This window comes from Yoonia sp. BS5-3, from assembly GCF_038069655.2.
GTDB classification, from domain to species: Bacteria; Pseudomonadota; Alphaproteobacteria; order Rhodobacterales; family Rhodobacteraceae; genus Yoonia; species Yoonia phaeophyticola.
The window spans coordinates 3,263,652-3,282,860 of record NZ_CP150951.2; the positions used below are offsets into that span (position 1 = coordinate 3,263,652).

Consider the following 19,209-nt stretch of genomic DNA (forward strand, 5'->3'; position numbering starts at 1 on the left):
TGGCAGGGAATAACGGCATCGCCTGTTCATTCTGGTAATATCAAACCGGAGGGCGCCCATGCAAACAACAACCCGCGTTGCAGTGATCGGTGGCGGCGTTGTCGGCGCCTCCGTTCTTTATCATCTGACGAAGCTGGGCTGGTCTGATGTGTTGTTGCTCGAACGATCAGAACTGACATCAGGTTCAACCTGGCACGCAGCAGGCGGTTTTCATACGCTTAACGGCGATACCAACATGGCCGCGCTGCAGGGCTATACCATCAATCTATATAAAGAGCTGGAAGAGATCACAGGCATGTCTTGCGGCCTGCATCATTCTGGCGGTGTGACGCTGGCCGACAATCAGGATCGGTTTGATATGCTGGTGGCAGAGCGCGCCAAGCATCGATACATGGGGCTTGAGACGGAAATCCTCGGACCTGAGGAAATCGGCAAGCTGGCCCCGATCACCAATCTCGATGGGATCGTGGGTGGGCTCTATGACCCGCTCGATGGGCATCTTGATCCTTCCGGAACAACCCATGCCTATGCCAAGGCCGCGCGGGTGGGCGGGGCCAGCATTCAGACCCATTGCAAAGTGGTCGAAACAAACCCGCGCCCAGATGGGACTTGGGATGTTGTCACCGACCAAGGCACGATCCACGCCGAACACGTGGTGAATGCGGGCGGGTTATGGGCACGCGAAGTAGCGGCCATGGCAGGCATATACGCGCCGCTCCACCCGATGGAGCATCAATATCTGGTCACGGACGATATCCCGGAAATCTACGAACGCAGCAGCGAGCATCCACATGTGATCGATCCGGGGGGCGAAAGCTATCTACGCCAGGAAGGGCGCGGGCTCTGCATCGGTTTCTACGAAAAACCCTGCCGTCCTTGGGCCGTTGATGGCACGCCGTGGGATTTCGGGCATGAATTGCTCCCCGATGATTACGACAAAATCAGCGCGTCGATTGCTTTCGCCTATGGGCGCTTTCCGGTTCTTGAACGGGCGGGCATCAAATCGGTGATCCATGGCCCGTTCACGTTTGCGCCTGATGGTAACCCCCTGGTCGGCCCGGTGCCCGGACACCAGAATTACTGGTCAGCCTGTGGTGTGATGGCCGGGTTTAGCCAGGGCGGCGGCGTTGGGCTGATGCTGGCACAATGGATGGTGCATGGGGAATGCGAACGCGATGTGAGCGCACTTGATGTGGCCCGCTACGGCAAGTGGATCACCCCCGGATACACGCGGCCCAAAGTGGTTGAGAACTATCAAAACCGGTTTTCAGTCAGCTACCCGAATGAGGAACTGCCCGCCGCCCGCCCGCACCGGACAACGATGATGTATGATATCTTCAGTGATCTTGGTGCCGTCTGGGGCCATCAATTTGGGATGGAAGTGGCCAATTACTTCGCCAAAGCGGGCGATCCGACATATGAAACGCCAACCTTCCGGCGCTCCGACGCCTGGAATGCAATCCAACGCGAGGTGCAGGCCGTTCGGGCCAATGTCGGCATCAATGAGCTACAGAATTTCGGCAAATTTAGCGTGACCGGCACCGGTGCGCGCGCCTGGCTTGACCGGATCATGGCTGGGCGTATCCCTCAGGCCGGGCGCATGTCACTGACGCCAATGCTCTCGCCCAAGGGGCGGCTTTGGGGCGATTTCACGGTATCTTGCCTGTCCGAGACCTCATTCCAACTGATCGCCAGCTACGGCGCCCAGGCGATCCATGAAAGATGGTTTGTGCAAAATGCGGGGCCCGATTGCACGGTTGAAAACATCTCGGACAAGCGGACCGGATTTCAGATCGCCGGGCCAAAGGCGCGCGATCTTTTAGGGGCCTGCACACGGGCTAACATCCAGAATATCCGCTTTCTGGATGTCACTACGTTGACCATCGGGCAGGTAGACTGCATCGTGCAGCGCGTCAGTTATACAGGCGATCTGGGCTACGAAATTTACTGCGATCCAACCGATCAGCGGCAATTATGGGGCACGCTTTGGAATGCCGGACAGTCATTGGGGATCACACCCTTTGGTATGCGCGCAATGATGTCGCTGCGGCTTGATCGCTTCTTTGGGGCTTGGCTGCGCGAGTTTTCGCCCGATTACACAGCCGCCGAAACCGGCATGGACCGGTTTATCCACTTTGATAAAGCCGCAAATTTCATCGGACGGGACGCAGCCGAGGCCGAGCGTGCCAGCCCCCCTGCCCGCACGCTTGTGGCCTTTCAGGTCGACGCCGACGATGCCGATGTTGTCGCCTATGAGCCTGTCTTTATCGACGGTAAGGTCCAAGGCTTTTGCACATCTGGCGGCTATGCGCATCACACAAAGACATCCATGGCCTTTGCACTGATCCCGCGTGCGCTGGCACGCGATGACCTGACCGCCGAGATTGAGATTATGGGCCAGCGCCGGACAGCCCGCAGGATCACAACGCCGCTATTTGATCCAGACGGCATGGCGATGCGCGGATGATCCCTATTTTGATCTTGGCCGCCGGATCATCCAGCCGGATGCGGGGTGGTGATAAGTTGTTGGAAACTGTCCACGGCATGCCGTTGCTACGCCTTCAGGCCAAGCGTGCTTTGGCGGTCGGGCATCCGGTTTTTGTCGCGCTACCCGATGCAGATCACCCGAGGTCAGACAGCATCGCCGATCTGAAGGTAACGCGCTTGAATGTTCCACAAGCCGCAGAAGGCATGTCCGGGACCATGCGCGGGGCGGTTGCACAATTGCCGCTCGCGCCTGCTTTCATGATGTTTCTGGCAGATCTTGTGGCGCTCGAAACGGATGATCTGCGGCAGGTTTTAGCAGCGCGCGATGCATATCCTGAGCATCTGATCTGGCGCGGGGCCACAGCAGATGGGAAGCCGGGGCACCCGATCATCTTTGACGGCACGTTGCGAACTGACTTTGCCAGGCTCACCGGTGACACCGGCGGCGAGGCAATTGTACGCCCGCTCAAATCACAAACCCATTTGGTGCCCCTGCAAGGCGACCGGGCCCGGTTGGACCTGGACACGCCCGAAGAATGGGCCACCTGGCGTCAATCAATCCGGCAGAACTAGCTTACTTTCGTTCCTTTTCAAGGATTTACGGGCCGCCCTGTAGTTGCGCAGGCCTTCCTTTGTTGCCAGCTCTGGAAATAGCTTGAACAGTTCTTCGCGCTGATCGGCATCGACACCCTTTAGCGAATAATCCCCAGGCTGAAAACTCTCAGTCCAGGCCCCATTCGACAGGACGACTTCGTGATTATCGCACATGAAATGGACATAGGTTGATTGCCGAACATCAGCCGTTTCAACCCCATCCATCTTGGTCATGTGCTTGGCCGCGACCAGCACTTCGGTTTCGCCAAAGTAAAGCTGTGCCAACTCAGAAACGATCAGCATCCTGTGATTGGGGGACACCATCATATCCCGCTCAGGCAGGCCATTGCCCAAAGCCCCAGCCCGGATCAATACAGGGCGCAGTTTCGGTGAAAGCTCCAGATCAGGCGCTTGCAGCACCTTCGTGCCGACCCAAGTGATATGCCGAATGCCATTGTCGCGGGTGAGAACGCGGTCACCGATCTGCAGGTTCTCGACCAACCGCTCGCCTTTTGGCGTTGCAATACGGGTTCCAGGGGTAAAACAGGGAATGACACGTTCGATTTCAGAGAATGTCATGGTTGAGCCATCGGCGAAGGTCACAACACCCGCCTCAGGATCACCAGACGTATAGGTGATGAAATCAACATCGGCACCGCTCAGGTCCAGCACGTCGATATCATTGCCATCAGCATCTTCGCCACCGACAACAACATCACCCGCAGTGCCGCCGATGATCACATCAGAGCCGGTGCCGCCGTAAATCGTATCTGCACCAGACCCACCATCGATGATATCAGCGCCCGATCCGCCATCAATTGTATCATCGCCGGCATCGCCAAAGATCTCATCATTCCCGGCCTGACCAAAGATCGTATCATCACCGCCATTGCCACGCAGATAGTCATCATTGCCGTCATCATCATTTGTGGCGGTGTAATCGAGATTGGTGACGGCGCCGCCGCCATCTAGCTCAAGCTCCATCCGGGTCACGCCCGGGATATTGATGGCCTGCGTGATCAGCGTGTTATCGGCACCAGCGGGGATATCAATCTCGGCAACCAGATTGCCTTCCTCGTCATAAAGACGAATTTCGCCGGTCGATTGCGCGATCAGGTCGACACTATTGACGGTGGTCGGGCCAGCAAACTCAAACACAAATGTGCCACCATCAGCATCATCATCGGGGTCAGAAGCATCACCATCCTCCGTTAGGATCAGCACATTGCCGACGCTAGGCACCGAAAGATCACCGTCACCGCCGGTTGGATTGGCAGAGTCAAACACCATGACCGGATGATCGGGATCAATACTTGAAACACGCACCCCGTCTTCAATGAACTGGTTTTCGACAAGATCCCCGGCGGACAGACCGCTGAGGTCTAGAACACCATCAAAACTAGGATTGTCGCCGTATATCGTGTCGGCGCCACCACCAGCGCGGATATCATCCTCGCCTGCGCCGCCAAAAACCGTGTCATCACCCGAAGATGGGCGAACGGTATCGTCACCACCGCCCGCGATGACGATATCGTCATTAGCTGCCTCGCCTGGCAGGATCGCGTCGCTATTTTCGATTTGGTCGCCGTCGGGATCGTCATCATAGGCAGTGTTGATCAGATCGTTGCCGGATGTGCCCTCAACATAACCGTCAGGGTCAACGGGGCTGAAGGTAACATCACTTATGCCCACCGCGCCCGAGCTTTCCGGGCCGTCATCATTGTCATAAATGATCTCCAGCGAAACAATCGGGCCAGCGATAGTCACCGTCACAGTGTCTTCGGCGCCCGATGTTTCAATACCGGTCGACGCGTTGTCATCCGTATCAAGTACGTTGCCGTTTACGCTGTGATGGTCGGCCAAATCGGTAAATGTGACGGGCACCTCTTCACCATCGGCATTCAATGCAATGATGGTGATCTTGTCATCCCACCCCGTTGCGGCACCAGACAGGCGGGCATCCACATCAAATAACTCGAACGAGACATTCTCGACCGGGTCATCAAATGACAGCGTCACTGGGGTTGGGTCGTCAACAGTCTGCGCGGCCAGCGCAATTGTTCCATCAGGGAAAGAGGCAAGAAACCAGTTTTCCCCTTCCGTTGTTGTCGGGGTGGCGACCGTCACATCAAGCGACTCGCCCCCGTCCGACACGGTGTTTGAGCCGTCGATATTCGTCGACGACCAATCAAGCGTGAATGTGGTCATGGCAACATGACCTTGATGTTCAGATGTCGTTCTACCATTTACGCTTTGCCGGGCTGGCCCCTTTGGAAACCACACTTTGCAAGTGAGGGGTCAGTCTTTACCTCTAAATCCTTACATCTGGCCTAAGCTGATCAATATACCCACTGATCATCACGTTCAGTGGCCATATCGCGGCGGATAGAGCGACTGCAAGCGGATTTCAGTCCATCCTACCGCATAGGACAGTGCTACCACGTGATCGTGGCATGACTTCGCGGGAACAGAGGCAATATCATGCAATAATTGTTGCGTTTGGGGGAGGCGCGCCTTTTTGACATCAATTCGAAGACTAAGCAGCCAAAAACTGCAAAACCTTATCGCCCCAAACAACAAGCATGAAAATGCCTAATCTGGGACGTTACTCCGAATCTGCAACTTTCAACAAAACCGCTGATGCAGGCGCCAAGGCAATTTGCGCACCATTATTCTCGGCACCCCAGTTTTCCAGTGCGGCCAGTGTCTCAGTCGAACTGCGAGCAAGAAGCACAGCATTTCCAGTCTGCCGCGCGCGGAATGCAGCCTGATCCAATGCGCGCATCACGGCGGCTTCGCCTTCTCCGTTGCCGTCCAGATCACGTAACACAGCAGCGGCAGGTAACCCGGCTTGTTCGGCAATCCGTAGGGCCCCGCCCAAACCACGTTCAACAACAACCAAACCGCGCCCCTCGGAACCCAGAATGTCTACAACTTGCTGCGCAACAGCACGGTTGCTTTGCATCAAACCCGATGCATCCGAAAACAAACCAACGGTTTCTGGCAGGATGGCAAAGGCAGCCTCGAATGCAACTTCAACATCTGTTGGGATCGCCCCAGAGGGCAGTGAGGTTTGTAACATCACTTCGACACCTTCGGCGCGATAAGCCTCCATTTTTTCTGACGCTTCGGGCGCCAGCGCATCGACCACAACCGTCACGGGGACAGGCAGTGCTGCGATTTTTGATGGTGTCGCCTCGACGCCTCCATCATCGATCATCACAACAGACAACAGCGGCAATTCTGTCTCCAGCTCAAACACAGCAGCGAAACGTTCTAATGCTGACGCATCATCTGCGAGCGAGTCCTCTGTGACAATCTCGGCTCCCTGCCCTGCTGTTTCGGACGGCGTAGCGCCGGGCCGGTTCACGCGGATCGTGGGTGTTGGCGACGTCGCGGCAATCTCTGGTTCTGGCGGTTGGGGTTCAGCAGAGATCTCTGGAGTCGCCTCTTCGGGTTGAACCTCGGGTACCGCATCGGCCACAATGGCCGGAGCAGGTGTCTCGGCGTCCGGCACAGCTGGCGCCGGTGCCGGCGCGGGCCGGGCCGCATCTGCGACAACCTCTGCATCATCCGCCGATGGTGCGTCAAGCAAAGGTGCAGGCACTTCTACTAAAGGGGTCTCTGGCTCGGGTGTCAGGTCTAATGCTACCGATGGTAACGGCTCAGCAGTCACTTCGGGCAAATCAGGTGCGTCTGCGATTTGCGGCGGTGTATCGGTGATGACCGGCTCTGCGGGGGCTGCCTCTGCCGCAACCTGAGGTGATTCAGCGGGCGCTTCCGCCGGGGCCGTGATAATTTCGGCAACCAGATCCGGCGATGATACCTCGCCCAAATTGGCGATGACGCGCTGCAACGCAGGTGCTTTTTTGCTTGCGGCCAAATCGACATTCGGGCCAGTCGGAAAGCTGCCGATCTCAGGAGCAGCCAGAGCGATGGGTGCCTCAACCAGCGCAACCGGCGCCACATCTGACAGCGTGTCTGACTGCGGTTTCTCAACAGGCGCAACCGGGTCAGCGACGACTGCTATCTGTTGGTCGTTGCCTACAACATCAGATGGTTGTTCATTCACCAATGACACAATGCCAAGACCTACGCTTCCCAGCACCAGCCCCCAAAGACCGCCTGATACACTGCCGCTCATTGCCTATCACCCTGTTATCCGCGCCTATTCGCGCCGTTCGACCTTGACGTTCATACCCGTCCCGGCCCATGTATTAATTTGCTTATACCGCGAGCCACCATGCGGACGGTAGCCCCTTTTTCGCTTGCGCGGGATTTTACCATGCTGCTTTTGATCGATAACTACGACAGCTTTACCTATAACCTTGTTCACTATCTAGGCGAACTGGGTGCGCAGGTCGTTGTCAAACGCAATGACGCGCTGAATGTGCAAGAGGCAATGGCGATGCGCCCCGAGGCGATCATGCTGTCTCCGGGTCCCTGCGATCCATCACAAGCGGGCATCTGCCTTGCGTTGGTTCACGCGGCAATTGAAACGAAAATGCCCTTGATGGGTGTGTGCTTGGGGCATCAGGCCATTGGCGAGGCAATGGGCGGCAAGGTCGTGCGCTGCCATGAGATCGTGCATGGTAAGATGGGCGTGATGCAACATACGGGCAAAGGGCTGTTTGCGGGCCTGCCAAGCCCCTTTGATGCAACCCGCTACCATTCGCTGGTGCTGGAACGCGAGACGTTGCCCGATGCGCTTGAAATCACAGCCGAGCTGGATGATGGCACGATCATGGGCGTCCAACACCGCGAATTGCCCCTGCATGGCGTGCAATTCCACCCCGAAAGCATTGCATCGGAACATGGCCATAAGCTGCTGCAGAACTTTCTGGACATCACCAAGGTTCCCGCATGAGCGACGCGATCAAACCGCTGATCAACGCGGCAGCCGAAGGCCCGCTAAGCCGGGCACAAGCCGAAGAAGCCTTTGAAATCCTCTTCAATGGCGACGCCACACCGTCGCAAATTGGCGGGCTATTGATGGCACTGCGCACGCGCGGGGAAACAGTGGATGAATATGCAGCTGCGGCTGCTGTCATGCGCGCTAAATGCCTGCCAGTGAAGGCCCCGCCAGGTGCAATGGACATCGTCGGTACGGGCGGCGATGGCAAACATACGCTGAATATTTCAACGGCAACCGCCTTTGTTGTCGCAGGCGCAGGCGTGCCGGTTGCCAAGCATGGCAACAAGAACTCGTCGTCAAAATCGGGCACCGCAGATGTGCAATCCCAAATGGGCATCAACGTCATGGTCGGCCCCGATGTGGTCGAGCATGGGCTGGCCGAGGCTGGCATTGGCTTCATGATGGCCCCCATGCACCATCCAGCGATCAAACATGTGATGCCCACGCGCATGGAACTTGGAACAAGAACGATCTTCAACATATTGGGACCGTTAACAAATCCTGCCGGCGTCACGCGGCAACTCACGGGTGCCTTTAGCCGCGAACTTATCAAGCCTATGGCAGAAACGCTGCGCGCACTTGGGGCCGAAAGGGCTTGGTTGGTACACGGCTCAGATGGAACGGATGAGCTGACGATCACCGGTACATCCTGGGTCGCTGAGTTGAATAATGGCGCCGTGCGTGAATTTGAAGTGACCCCTTCAGATTTCGACCTGCCCGCCCATGATTTTGCGGATATCGTTGGGGGAACACCGGAAGAAAACGCCGCTGCCTTGCGTGCGCTTCTGGACGGCGCGCCTGGCGCGTACAGAGACGCCGTTCTGCTGAATGCAGCGGCCGCTCTTTGTGTCGCGGGCAAAGTCGATGGACTGCCCGATGGTGTAACGCTGGCGCGCGAAAGTATCGATAGCGGGCGGGCCAAGCACTGCGTTGAGACACTGGCCCGCATCACCTCAGCAGCGTGATGTTTGATCTTTCGCGGTTGGGAGATTGGGCGGACTTGCCTTTTTTCAAGGCTGAATTGCAAGAAATCACCCATAAGGTTGGAACAGATTTTCTGCCGCCTGCCCACCTGACCTTTGCTGCGCTTGAAAGATGCCAGCCAACTAAGACCAAAGTGGCCATCTTGGGGCAAGACCCCTATCACACGCCGGGCAAGGCTGATGGACTGGCTTTTTCGATCCCCGATGGCTTTGGTGGGCGGCTTGACAGTCTGGGCAATATTTTTACAGAAATTCAACAGGATACCGGACAAACACGCAGTAAGACCTCATTGTTAGATTGGGCCGACCAAGGTGTTCTTTTGTTGAATACGGCGCTCAGCGTACCGCCGGGCAAGCCCAAAGCGCATGCCAAATTGGGTTGGTCGTCGCTGGTAAAACAGGTCCTAGAGCGGGTTAACAAAACACCCCGTGCCTTTATATTTTGGGGCGGTCCTGCCGCAACCTATGCAAGCGCGCTGGACGCCCATCATCTTGTTTTGAAATCTGCCCATCCCTCACCGCTATCGGCCTATCGCGGCTTTTTCGGCTCTCGCCCATTTTCAAAGGTGAACCAGTGGCTTATTGAACAGGGCCAAGAGCCAATCAACTGGGCGGACCCATGAGCGACATTCTCGAAAAAATCAAAACATATAAACTGGAAGATGTCGCAAAGCGCAAGGCGGCCAAACCCATTGCGAATGTCGAAGCAGAAGCAAATGCAGCCCCACCCACGCGCGGCTTTGCAGAGAGCCTGATCGATGCCGCCCGCGAAGGGTACGGCCTGATTGCTGAAATCAAAAAAGCAAGCCCATCCAAAGGTTTGATCCGTGAAGACTTTCAGCCCGAGAAACTGGCAGAGGCCTATGCAGAAGGTGGCGCGACCTGCCTTTCGGTCCTTACAGACGGCCCGTCTTTTCAAGGCGATGACAGTTATCTTACCGCAGCGCGCAATGCCTGTACCCTGCCCGCCCTGCGCAAGGATTTCATGTATGATACCTACCAGGTGGCCGAGGCTCGCGCGCTACATGCCGATTGCATTTTGATAATTATGGCCAGCGTCAGCGACACTCAGGCGCAAGAGCTTGAAGAAGCGGCCATCGCATGGGGCATGGATGTCCTGCTTGAGGTACATGATGCGGCAGAATTGGAACGGGCCTGCCTGCTGAAATCCCCCTTGATGGGGATCAACAACCGCAACCTGAAAACCTTTGAAACCACACTGGATACCACACGAACGCTGTCAAAGCTGGTCCCCGCAGATCGCACAATTGTATGTGAAAGCGGGCTGAACACCCCTGATGAGCTTGCCGATATGGCCCGCTATGGCGCGCGTACCTTCCTGATCGGCGAAAGCCTGATGCGGAAGGATGATGTAGCCGCCGCGACGCGCACACTTTTGGCCAATCCACCACAAGGGGGGATGTAATGGCCGAGCTGTCGCATTTTGACACAGATGGCAACGCCCATATGGTTGACGTCTCGGACAAACCGGTCACAGCGCGCATTGCGATTGCCGAGGGCTTTGTCAAAATGGATGCCAACACACTTGCCCTTATTGCCGAGGGGCGTGCAAAAAAGGGCGATGTATTGGGCATCGCACGCATCGCCGGGATTACGGGTGCGAAGAAGACCGCTGATCTGATCCCTCTTTGCCATCCGCTTCCAATCACCAAAGTTGCGTTGGATCTGCGTATTGACGACGCCCTACCTGGCATTCGGATCACAGCCACGGTGAAAACAGGCGGCCAAACGGGTGTCGAGATGGAAGCGTTGACAGCCGTCAGCACAGCCGCATTGACGATCTATGACATGGTGAAAGCCGTTCAAAAAAACATGGAAATCGGCGGCATTCGTCTCACCCTCAAAGATGGCGGCAAATCAGGCCGTTTTGAAAACCCATGATCTCTGTCGAAGAGGCACTGACGCATCTCTTCGCCCTTGTTGGGCCGCTTGAATTTGAAACGATTCCCCTCGCCCAAGCGAGCGGCCGCATCTTGGCCCAGACGGTAACGGCGCGCCGGAACCAGCCCCCGTTTGCCGCCTCTGCCATGGATGGCTATGCTATTAGCGGTGCCAGCTACCCCGAACAAACCACATATCGGGTGATTGGCGAGGCCGCCGCAGGCCACCGCTTTCACGGAACAGCCGGACCGAACGAGGCGGTGCGTATTTTTACCGGCGCCCCCATGCCGGCCGGAACCGATCATGTGTTGCTGCAAGAAAATGTAGCAAGGCAAGACAACACGATCGTCGTTACCGATCCGACCAATAAAAAATCACATGTACGTCCGCTTGGCGGTGATTTTCAAAACGGCGATCAGATCACAGCACCGCGGCATCTGCGCCCCTCAGATATCGCGCTTTTGGCTGCGATGAATATCGCCGATGTCCCGGTTCAACGACGACCTGTCGTTGCAATCATAGCCACTGGCGATGAGCTGGTACAACCGGGCGAGACACCGGGCCCCGATCAAATTATCGCCTCTAACAGCTATGGCATTGCGGCATTGCTTGAGGCCAACGACGCGCAAACGCGGCTTCTTCCGATCGCTCGCGACACGGCTCCCGCACTTAAACTGGCATTTGATCTGGCGAAGGACGCCGATTTGATCGTGACCATCGGCGGGGCATCGGTTGGCGATCATGATCTGGTCGGCGATGTCGCGACGAATAGCGGCATGGAACGCGCTTTCTACAAAATAGCAATGCGTCCCGGAAAGCCGTTGATGGCGGGCAGGATGGGCAATGCAACAATGATCGGATTACCCGGAAATCCGGTCTCGGCCATGGTCTGTGCGCATATTTTCCTACTGCCTGTCATACGCAAAATGCTTGGACGCAGCGAAGCGGCTGCGCCGCGCAAAACCGCTCAACTGGCTGCGCCGGTCGGACCCAACGGCCCCCGCGAGCATTACATGCGCGCAAAGGTTGACGAAAACGGTGTCACGGTCTTCGAAAGACAAGACAGCGCGCTGCTGTCGGTACTGGCAGATGCCAATTGTTTGGCGGTACGGCCCATCGCCGATCCAGCCCGGCAAACAGGTGACACGATTGAGATCATTGCGCTCTGATATCTGAAGTGATTGACACAAAACAAGAACATGAATAGAACATAAGCAAAACCTGCAAGGGGAAAGCGTATGTTAACCAAGAAACAGCTCGATCTACTTGAATTCATCCATAAACGGGTGCAGCGCGATGGGGTGCCGCCCAGCTTTGACGAAATGAAAGAAGCGTTAGATCTACGCTCAAAATCCGGCATTCATCGGCTGATCACAGCGCTGGAAGAACGCGGGTTTATTCGGCGATTGGCCCATCGGGCGCGGGCGTTGGAAATCGTAAAGCTTCCGGATTCCATGCAGGACAGCAAAGGTTTCACGCCGCGGGTTATCGACGGTGATAAACCCGATAAAACGCCCGCGCAGGCGCTGCCCCTCGCAACCGGTTCCGTTGAGCTGCCGGTGATGGGCCGGATCGCCGCCGGTGTGCCAATCGCTGCGATTAGCGAAGTGTCACATAATGTGCATGTCCCCCAGGCAATGGTTGGACAGGGGGATCACTATGCCCTTGAAGTCAAAGGGGATTCGATGATCGATGCGGGCATCAATGACGGCGATGTTGTTGTGATCCGCGAAACAGGCGTCGCCGATAATGGCGATATCGTTGTCGCCCTCGTCGAAGGGCATGAAGCAACGTTGAAGCGGTTCCGCCGGAACGGCAATGCCATTGCACTGGAGGCTGCAAACCCGGCCTATGAAACGCGGCTGTTCCGTGATGATCAGGTGAAGGTACAAGGGCGTCTTGTCGGTTTGATCCGCACCTATTGATCGGTGTTATTTTGGCTCAAAAGGGTCGCGTCAGCGGCCCTTTCTTTTTGGACATGCGATATGATGATCGGCGGTGAAACAGGCCCTTGGGCGCTGTTCCACGGGCGGGCGCCCGCGATGGAATGGGCCGTCGTGATCTGAAGATCACCATTTGATAAAACATCCAACGCCAAGGCACCGGTTTGCCGCAGGCGCAGGACGTCAAAAACCATGCATGGTCGTGGCACGTCATCCGTCTGGTTCGTAATCAGGATATCGGCACCATCACAACCGCTCAGCGCCGCTAACGCCGTTTTGCCGGAGGTCTGCACGATATCCCATCCGTTTAGCGATACGCTGACCTTACGACCCTCTCGCACGAGTCCTGGCCGCGATGCGGCGACCTCTTGCGCCACTGGCCCGCCATCATTTTCAAGCCAAATTCCGGCAACGAACCCGCTCCCGCTTGGCTTGGACAGCGCACGCCCCTGGGGTCCTGCGACCCCAAGCAGCGCACCGTTATCTGCGACCAGCAATATGGGTCGCTCGGTTAGGCTCCATAACACAAAGGCGCAACAGACGGGCGCCAGTCCCAGCAGGCGCGTCCGTCCTTGCCATAGGATGATCCACAAAAGCCCCAGCGCCAAAATGGGCAGGACCGTTGCATTTGGGGCCACAACATGTCCAAGCGCGCCCGGTTGCCCCGCAACATTTGCAGCGACAAACAGGATCCAGCGCAGCCCCCATTCCATCAGCCACAGCCCAATCTGCCACAGGCCCAACGGAGCCAAGCAAATCGCCAGAACGGCCGCGGGCATCACCAAGACACCCATAAGGGGAACGGACAATAGATTTGCGACCAGACCGTAATGGGCAACCTGGTTGAAATGCGCCGCTGCAATTGGCGCAGTAGCCAACCCAGCAATGAATGACGACAATGCAACCGAGACAACCGGACGCGTCCATTTTGGCAGCCGGTGCAGATCAAAGCGCCTTAGCGCTGCGAAAACGGCGACCAAGGCCGTGGTGGCCGCAAAGGACATCTGAAAACCGGGGCCTGTCAGGGCCTCAGGCTGCCAAACAAGCACGATGATCGCGGCAATGGCAACCGCCCGCAAGGTCAACGCACGTCTGTCCAATAGAACGGCCACGAACATGACCGCAACCATGATGAACGCCCGCTCCGTCGCAACATTTCCCCCCGAAAGGGCCAAGTAGAAAGCGCCGACGATCAACGCGCAGATCGCGGCCAGTTTTTTCGTTGGAAAGCGCAAGGCGACGGGCGGAAACAAAGCCAACCCATAGCGTATCACGGCAAAAACAAACCCAGTCAGCAGGCCCATATGCAGCCCGGAAATGGCGAGTAGATGTGCCAGATTGGCGGCCCGTAAGTTTTGCAGGGTTTGTTGGTCCATTGCAGAGCGATCACCTGTCATGATCGCTGCGGCAAAGGCCCCAGTTCTGCCAGGCATGGCCTCTTGCACCGCCGTCGATAGCGCCATGCGGGCAGCAAAAATCCGCATGGCCCATGTCGGCCGTTCCGGCGCTGCCATCCGCAACACAGGTGTTCGGGTATAGCCAACAGCGCCCAATTGCAAAAACCATGCATGGCGTTGGAAATCAAAACCGCCCGGCTCGGCCGGACCAGAAGGCGGTGAAAGATGCCCAGTCATGACCAGAACCTCACCGGGTTTGAAGGTTTCAATCACCTGATCGCCATGAACGGACACGCGGACACGGGCTGGGCGACGCTCCGGCGACATTCGGCTCAGCACGACTTGATCAAGCGTCAACCGCACCGCGTCGCTTGCCGAGCGGTCAATATTCACGACCCGGCCTTCAATAGGCCCATAATAGCGGAAATTCAGCACCGGCGCGGCAACGTCATTGGTGCGGTATTTTGCAAGACCAATGCCTGCCAGCACCAACAAGAGGCCCAAAACGATCGGGGCATAAGCGATACGAATGACGCGCGCGAGCACCGCACATCCCAGCGCAGCCAAAACCAAGTAAGCCGAGAGTAGAAATCCAGGCTCCGACGGGAGCGCAAAATAGGTGCCAATGCCGATAGCCAAACAAACCGGGACCCACCCGACAAGTGCCCCACGCTGCGCCAAAAGGATATCTTCGATCACGGCGCGCACTTGTTCTTATCCCCGCAGTCTCGTATCCCCACGCCAAGTTCGAACACTATCCGAAAGCTGGTTAGCGAAAGGTTAATCTTACCATGACAGTCGTGACACGTTTCGCCCCCTCACCGACCGGCGCTTTGCATATTGGCAGCGCACGAACGGCCTTGTTTAACTGGCTTTATGCACGCGGTCGTGGCGGTAAGTTCCTGCTGCGAATTGAAGACACCGATCAGGCGCGATCGACGCCGGAAAATACGCAGATCATTCTTGATGGGATGAACTGGCTCGGGCTTGATTGGGACGGGGATCCGATCAGTCAAAGCGGCAATGCCGCCCGACATGTCGAGGTCGCGCAAACGCTTTTGGCAAACGGTCACGCCTATAAATGCTTTAGCACACAAGACGAGATTGAGGCGTTTCGTGAACAGGCCCGCGCGACAAAGTCATCTACGCTGTTCCGCTCGCCCTGGCGCGACGTCGATAGCGCCGATCATCCAGATGCCCCGTATGTCATTCGGATCAAGGCCCCGCATGAGGGGCAAACCACCCTGCATGATCAGGTACAGGGCGAAGTCACTTGGTCAAATGATCAGCTTGACGATATGATCCTTCTGCGCTCGGACGGGACACCTGTCTATATGCTGGCCGTCGTGGTGGATGACTACGATATGGGGGTCACGCATGTGATCCGGGGGGATGACCACCTTGCCAATGCATTCCGCCAAAACCTGGTCTACGAGGCAATGGGCTGGCCGAAACCGGTTTTGGCGCATATTCCCCTGATATTTGGACCGGATGGTAAGAAACTGTCCAAGCGGCACGGGGCGACGGGCGCAGCCGAATATCAGGGAATGGGATATCCGGCCGCTGGCATGCGCAATTATTTGGCCCGGCTCGGTTGGAGCCATGGGGACGACGAATTCTTTTCGGATGCCCAAGCAAAAGAGTGGTTCGATCTGCCTGGGATCGGCAAGTCACCGGCACGATTTGACACGAAGAAACTTGAAAGCATCTGCGGGCAACACATCGCGGCGTCTGATGATGCTGCACTGCTGCAAGAATTGAAGGCATTTTTGGCGGCCACCGATGCACCTGCCCTGACCGACACACAAATCACCAAATTTTCAGACGGGATGTATTGCCTGAAAGAACGCGCGAAGACATTTCCAGAACTCCTTGATAAAGCGGCCTTTATCATGACAGAGCGACCGATAATTCCGGATGAGAAATCCAGCAAAAACCTTGATGATGTATCCCGTGGTATACTGAAGGATTTGACGCCGCATTTGCAAAATGCTAGCTGGACCCGTGACGCGCTTGAACAGGTCGTCGCGTCTGTTGCCGAAGCTCACGGGATGAAACTAGGCAAGTTGGCAGGACCGCTGCGCGCGGCGCTTGCGGGACGTGCGACGACGCCCAGCGTGTTTGATATGATGTTGGTCCTCGGGCCCGACGAAACCGTCGCCCGCCTGCAGGACGCCAGCGGCTGAAACCTATTCGTTACGAATGGTAGGTAACTGGGCACGGACGAATTGAGACGCGTCGGCGGCGGAAGACGCTTGCGCGCTATAAACAAGGGGAAGCTGAATGGCTGAAAACACTGATACCGCGAAACTCACGATCAAGGGCACGACCTATGATCTGCCGATGCACTCTCCTTCTGATGGTCCAGATGTAATCGACATCCGCAAGCTTTACGGTCAGGCCGACGTTTTCACCTATGATCCGGGTTTCACCTCAACGGCGGCGTGCGACAGCACAATTACCTTCATTGATGGCGAAAAAGGCGTGCTTTTGCACCGTGGCTACCCAATTGACCAACTGGCCAGCAAATCGCATTACCTGGAAGTCTGCTATCTGCTGCTTTATGGTGAGCTGCCATCAGCCGAAAAGCTGGAAAAGTTCGAATCTCTTGTGACCAACCACACGATGATTCACGAACAGATGCATAATTTCTTCCGCGGTTTCCGCCGCGATGCGCACCCGATGGCAACGATGGTGGGCGTTGTTGGGGCGATGTCTGCCTTCTATCACGACAGTACCGATATCACTGATGCGCATCAGCGCGAGGTTGCATCCATCCGCCTGATCGCCAAGATGCCGACAATCGCAGCGATGGCATATAAATATTCGGTCGGGCAGCCCTTCGTCTATCCGCGTAACGATCTGGATTATGCCGCAAACTTCTTGCACATGTGCTTCTCGGTCCCGGCTGAAGAATATCATGTGAACCCGATCCTATCGCGCGCGATGGACCGGATTTTCACGCTGCATGCCGATCACGAACAGAACGCATCGACCTCAACTGTACGTTTGGCCTCCTCGTCGGGCGCAAACCCATTTGCCTGTATCGCGGCTGGGATCGCCTGCCTTTGGGGCCCAGCCCATGGCGGCGCCAACCAGGCATGCCTGGAAATGCTGAAAGAAATCGGCACCGTTGACCGGATCCCCGAATTCATCTCCCGCGCCAAGGACAAGAACGACAGCTACCGTTTGATGGGCTTTGGGCATCGCGTTTACAAAAACTTCGACCCACGTGCGACTGTCATGAAAGAAAGCGCTGACGAAGTGCTGGAACTACTGGGCGTCGAAGATAACCCACTTTTGCAGGTCGCGATGGAGCTTGAAAAACAAGCGCTGGCCGATCCGTATTTTGCGGAAAAGAAATTGTTCCCGAACGTCGATTTCTATTCGGGCATCATCCTCGAGGCGATGGGTTTCCCAACATCCATGTTCACGCCTATCTTCGCGCTGGCGCGGACGGTCGGATGGATCTCGCAATGGAAAGAGCAACTTGCCGATCCACAATTGCGGATCGGGCGACCACGCCAACTTTATCTTGGCGAATTGTCGCGGGACTATGTCGACATCGAAAAACGCTGATTGCAAAAAGGCTACCGTCAGGTAGCCTTTTTTCGTATTAGCACCCTAGGATTTTCGAAATGAAGCATTTGCTGACAATCCTTTTTCTTGGATTGACCCCGACAGTAGCCGCAGCCGGCGATCCCTGCCCGATCCCAATAACGATCCGCGATCTGGGGACCCCTGCTTGGTTGGACCGGGATGAGGTTCTCGGCCAATTGCAGACACAGATGGCATGGATTGGGATCAGACATTATGATGTCGAGGACGGCATCGTCTTAAGCAACGTGCACCCTGCCAGCCCGGCGGCACAAGCGGGGCTCAAAGAAGGGGACGTCATAATCGCCTTGAACGACATCCCCACAATTGATGTCGCCGCGCGCGAGGCATTATTTGATGCCGCGCGACCAGGTGACCGGTTGATATTCACTCGGCTGGAGCAACCGAATGCGACACTGACAGTCGGACATACCGATCCGGTCACACTGGGGATCACACGGGCACTTGAACGACGCGACTGCCGCGCCCCGCGCTATGAGCGCGTGACCGCAGAAGATGCAGCTGATATCCTGCCAATGCTGTTTCATGCAAACCGCAGCTTTCGCTGTGAAGACGCCCATCTAGCGCTGCAAGAGCTGGGCGAACGTTTTGAAATCACAGATATCTATTTCGTACGCGGCAGCCGCCGGGTGTTGATCACGATGCCTTATTGGGGAACAACCTGCATTAGCAATGACGCACTTGATGGTGAGAACTATACAGCAGCGCAGCTATTGGCAGCCGCCGACAGCGTCAGTGCCGCCTATATTCAGGACCGTTTTGATAATCCATGACACTTGTCACTGACCGGTTGATATTAAGGGCCGCACGGCAAAGCGATCTGCAGGACTTATTTGCGATCTATAGCGACCGTCGCGCGATGAAATACTGGTCGACCGCGCCACATGAAAGCCCGGAACGGACCCAGGAAAACCTGGACCGTCTCATGGCGGCGCAGCAAGATCAGTTGCTTTACTTCATCATCGAAAAAGATGGGCGGGCCATCGGTACGGCTGGAATGCATCGCGAAAATGAGATCGGATTTTTGCTGCATCCAGACTACTGGCGGCAAGGGATCGTGACAGAGGCGATGCGCGCCATCATACCGCATATCTTTTCACAAACCGACCTCTCTGTGCTGACCGCCGATGCTGATCCGCGCAACAAAGCCTCGGTTGGCCTTCTGATGTCATTGGGGTTCACCGAGACTGGGCGCGCACAAAATACCTACTGCATTGAAGGTATCTGGTCAGACAGCGCCTACTTTGCCTTGCAGCGCGGGGAATATGTGGGTTAGCCTGTGGCTGGTCATCAGTTCACCAAGGCGTCGCCAGCCCGTCCCGGGGCCCGCTAAACCTGATATTGGCAACATACTCCGCTGACCTTTTCGC

16 protein-coding genes are annotated in these 19,209 nt (G+C 56.5%); 13 read left to right on the forward strand and 3 right to left on the reverse strand.

Features of this window, described 5'->3' with window-relative positions; all coding sequences use genetic code 11:
* Positions 1–58: 58 nt before the first annotated feature.
* Complete coding sequence (locus AABB29_RS16535) at positions 59–2,467, forward strand: FAD-dependent oxidoreductase (protein WP_373636635.1); 2,409 nt, start codon at positions 59–61, stop codon at positions 2,465–2,467.
* Positions 2,464–3,060: a nucleotidyltransferase family protein gene (locus AABB29_RS16540; protein ID WP_341365870.1), complete on the forward strand. Its 597-nt coding sequence runs from the start codon at positions 2,464–2,466 to the stop codon at positions 3,058–3,060. Before AABB29_RS16535 ends, AABB29_RS16540 begins: the two co-directional genes overlap by 4 nt.
* Here the strand turns inward: AABB29_RS16540 and AABB29_RS16545 are convergent.
* Positions 3,043–5,289, reverse strand: a complete 2,247-nt coding sequence (locus AABB29_RS16545) for a Hint domain-containing protein (protein WP_341365869.1) — start codon at positions 5,287–5,289, stop codon at positions 3,043–3,045. The two genes, AABB29_RS16540 and AABB29_RS16545, sit on opposite strands and share 18 nt — an antisense overlap.
* A 397-nt stretch (positions 5,290–5,686) precedes the next feature.
* Positions 5,687–7,225 (reverse strand): divergent polysaccharide deacetylase family protein, encoded by a 1,539-nt coding sequence (locus AABB29_RS16550; RefSeq protein WP_341365868.1) that lies wholly within the window; start codon positions 7,223–7,225, stop codon positions 5,687–5,689.
* A gap of 141 nt (positions 7,226–7,366) precedes the next feature.
* Here AABB29_RS16550 and AABB29_RS16555 point away from each other — a divergent pair, with 141 nt between their 5' ends.
* The 7 genes from AABB29_RS16555 to lexA all read left to right on the forward strand — a co-directional run bounded on the left by AABB29_RS16555 (position 7,367) and on the right by lexA (position 12,806).
* Positions 7,367–7,948 carry an aminodeoxychorismate/anthranilate synthase component II gene (locus AABB29_RS16555; protein ID WP_341365867.1) on the forward strand — a complete coding sequence of 194 codons (582 nt, stop codon included), beginning with the start codon at positions 7,367–7,369 and terminating at the stop codon, positions 7,946–7,948.
* Positions 7,945–8,961: an anthranilate phosphoribosyltransferase gene (trpD, locus tag AABB29_RS16560; protein ID WP_341365866.1), complete on the forward strand. Its 1,017-nt coding sequence runs from the start codon at positions 7,945–7,947 to the stop codon at positions 8,959–8,961. Before AABB29_RS16555 ends, trpD begins: the two co-directional genes overlap by 4 nt.
* Positions 8,961–9,602: a uracil-DNA glycosylase gene (locus AABB29_RS16565; protein WP_341365865.1), complete on the forward strand. Its 642-nt coding sequence runs from the start codon at positions 8,961–8,963 to the stop codon at positions 9,600–9,602. Before trpD ends, AABB29_RS16565 begins: the two co-directional genes overlap by 1 nt.
* A complete protein-coding gene (gene trpC, locus AABB29_RS16570; RefSeq protein ID WP_341365864.1) occupies positions 9,599–10,405 on the forward strand; it encodes an indole-3-glycerol phosphate synthase TrpC in 807 nt (268 codons plus the stop codon). The genes AABB29_RS16565 and trpC overlap by 4 nt, the downstream gene beginning before the upstream one ends.
* Entirely contained in the window at positions 10,405–10,881 is a 477-nt protein-coding gene (gene moaC, locus AABB29_RS16575) for a cyclic pyranopterin monophosphate synthase MoaC (protein WP_341365863.1), read from the forward strand. The genes trpC and moaC overlap by 1 nt, the downstream gene beginning before the upstream one ends.
* On the forward strand, positions 10,878–12,050 hold the full coding sequence (glp, locus tag AABB29_RS16580) for a gephyrin-like molybdotransferase Glp (protein ID WP_341365862.1): 1,173 nt from the start codon (positions 10,878–10,880) through the stop codon (positions 12,048–12,050). Before moaC ends, glp begins: the two co-directional genes overlap by 4 nt.
* A 69-nt stretch (positions 12,051–12,119) precedes the next feature.
* Complete coding sequence (gene lexA, locus AABB29_RS16585; RefSeq protein ID WP_341365861.1) at positions 12,120–12,806, forward strand: transcriptional repressor LexA; 687 nt, start codon at positions 12,120–12,122, stop codon at positions 12,804–12,806.
* Here the strand turns inward: lexA and AABB29_RS16590 are convergent.
* On the reverse strand, positions 12,800–14,920 hold the full coding sequence (locus AABB29_RS16590; RefSeq protein WP_373636636.1) for a ComEC/Rec2 family competence protein: 2,121 nt from the start codon (positions 14,918–14,920) through the stop codon (positions 12,800–12,802). The genes lexA and AABB29_RS16590 overlap by 7 nt on opposite strands.
* Positions 14,921–15,012: 92 nt before the next feature.
* On the opposite strand from AABB29_RS16590, the gene gltX reads away from it, so the two are divergent.
* From gltX to AABB29_RS16610, 4 genes are all read left to right on the forward strand, one after another.
* Positions 15,013–16,407, forward strand: a complete 1,395-nt coding sequence (gltX, locus tag AABB29_RS16595; RefSeq protein ID WP_341365860.1) for a glutamate--tRNA ligase — start codon at positions 15,013–15,015, stop codon at positions 16,405–16,407.
* Between the two features lie 97 nt (positions 16,408–16,504).
* Entirely contained in the window at positions 16,505–17,800 is a 1,296-nt protein-coding gene (locus AABB29_RS16600) for a citrate synthase (protein WP_341365859.1), read from the forward strand.
* A gap of 59 nt (positions 17,801–17,859) precedes the next feature.
* A complete protein-coding gene (locus tag AABB29_RS16605; RefSeq protein WP_341365858.1) occupies positions 17,860–18,612 on the forward strand; it encodes a PDZ domain-containing protein in 753 nt (250 codons plus the stop codon).
* Positions 18,609–19,115, forward strand: coding sequence for a GNAT family N-acetyltransferase (locus tag AABB29_RS16610; protein WP_341365857.1), 507 nt, complete (start codon positions 18,609–18,611; stop codon positions 19,113–19,115). The genes AABB29_RS16605 and AABB29_RS16610 overlap by 4 nt, the downstream gene beginning before the upstream one ends.
* Positions 19,116–19,209: the final 94 nt, after the last annotated feature.

What these genes read in the sequence shown, in the direction of transcription:
- AABB29_RS16540 (WP_341365870.1), top strand. Translation starts at nt 2,464, where the DNA reads ATGATCCCTATTTTGATCTTGGCCGCCGGATCATCCAGCCGGATGCGG.
- AABB29_RS16550 (WP_341365868.1), bottom strand. Translation starts at nt 7,225, where the DNA reads ATGAGCGGCAGTGTATCAGGCGGTCTTTGGGGGCTGGTGCTGGGAAGC.
- AABB29_RS16555 (WP_341365867.1), top strand. Translation starts at nt 7,367, where the DNA reads ATGCTGCTTTTGATCGATAACTACGACAGCTTTACCTATAACCTTGTT.
- trpC (WP_341365864.1), top strand. Translation starts at nt 9,599, where the DNA reads ATGAGCGACATTCTCGAAAAAATCAAAACATATAAACTGGAAGATGTC.
- trpD (WP_341365866.1), top strand. Translation starts at nt 7,945, where the DNA reads ATGAGCGACGCGATCAAACCGCTGATCAACGCGGCAGCCGAAGGCCCG.
- moaC (WP_341365863.1), top strand. Translation starts at nt 10,405, where the DNA reads ATGGCCGAGCTGTCGCATTTTGACACAGATGGCAACGCCCATATGGTT.
- AABB29_RS16565 (WP_341365865.1), top strand. Translation starts at nt 8,961, where the DNA reads ATGTTTGATCTTTCGCGGTTGGGAGATTGGGCGGACTTGCCTTTTTTC.
- gltX (WP_341365860.1), top strand. Translation starts at nt 15,013, where the DNA reads ATGACAGTCGTGACACGTTTCGCCCCCTCACCGACCGGCGCTTTGCAT.
- AABB29_RS16545 (WP_341365869.1), bottom strand. Translation starts at nt 5,289, where the DNA reads ATGACCACATTCACGCTTGATTGGTCGTCGACGAATATCGACGGCTCA.
- glp (WP_341365862.1), top strand. Translation starts at nt 10,878, where the DNA reads ATGATCTCTGTCGAAGAGGCACTGACGCATCTCTTCGCCCTTGTTGGG.
- AABB29_RS16535 (WP_373636635.1), top strand. Translation starts at nt 59, where the DNA reads ATGCAAACAACAACCCGCGTTGCAGTGATCGGTGGCGGCGTTGTCGGC.
- lexA (WP_341365861.1), top strand. Translation starts at nt 12,120, where the DNA reads ATGTTAACCAAGAAACAGCTCGATCTACTTGAATTCATCCATAAACGG.
- AABB29_RS16610 (WP_341365857.1), top strand. Translation starts at nt 18,609, where the DNA reads ATGACACTTGTCACTGACCGGTTGATATTAAGGGCCGCACGGCAAAGC.
- AABB29_RS16600 (WP_341365859.1), top strand. Translation starts at nt 16,505, where the DNA reads ATGGCTGAAAACACTGATACCGCGAAACTCACGATCAAGGGCACGACC.
- AABB29_RS16605 (WP_341365858.1), top strand. Translation starts at nt 17,860, where the DNA reads ATGAAGCATTTGCTGACAATCCTTTTTCTTGGATTGACCCCGACAGTA.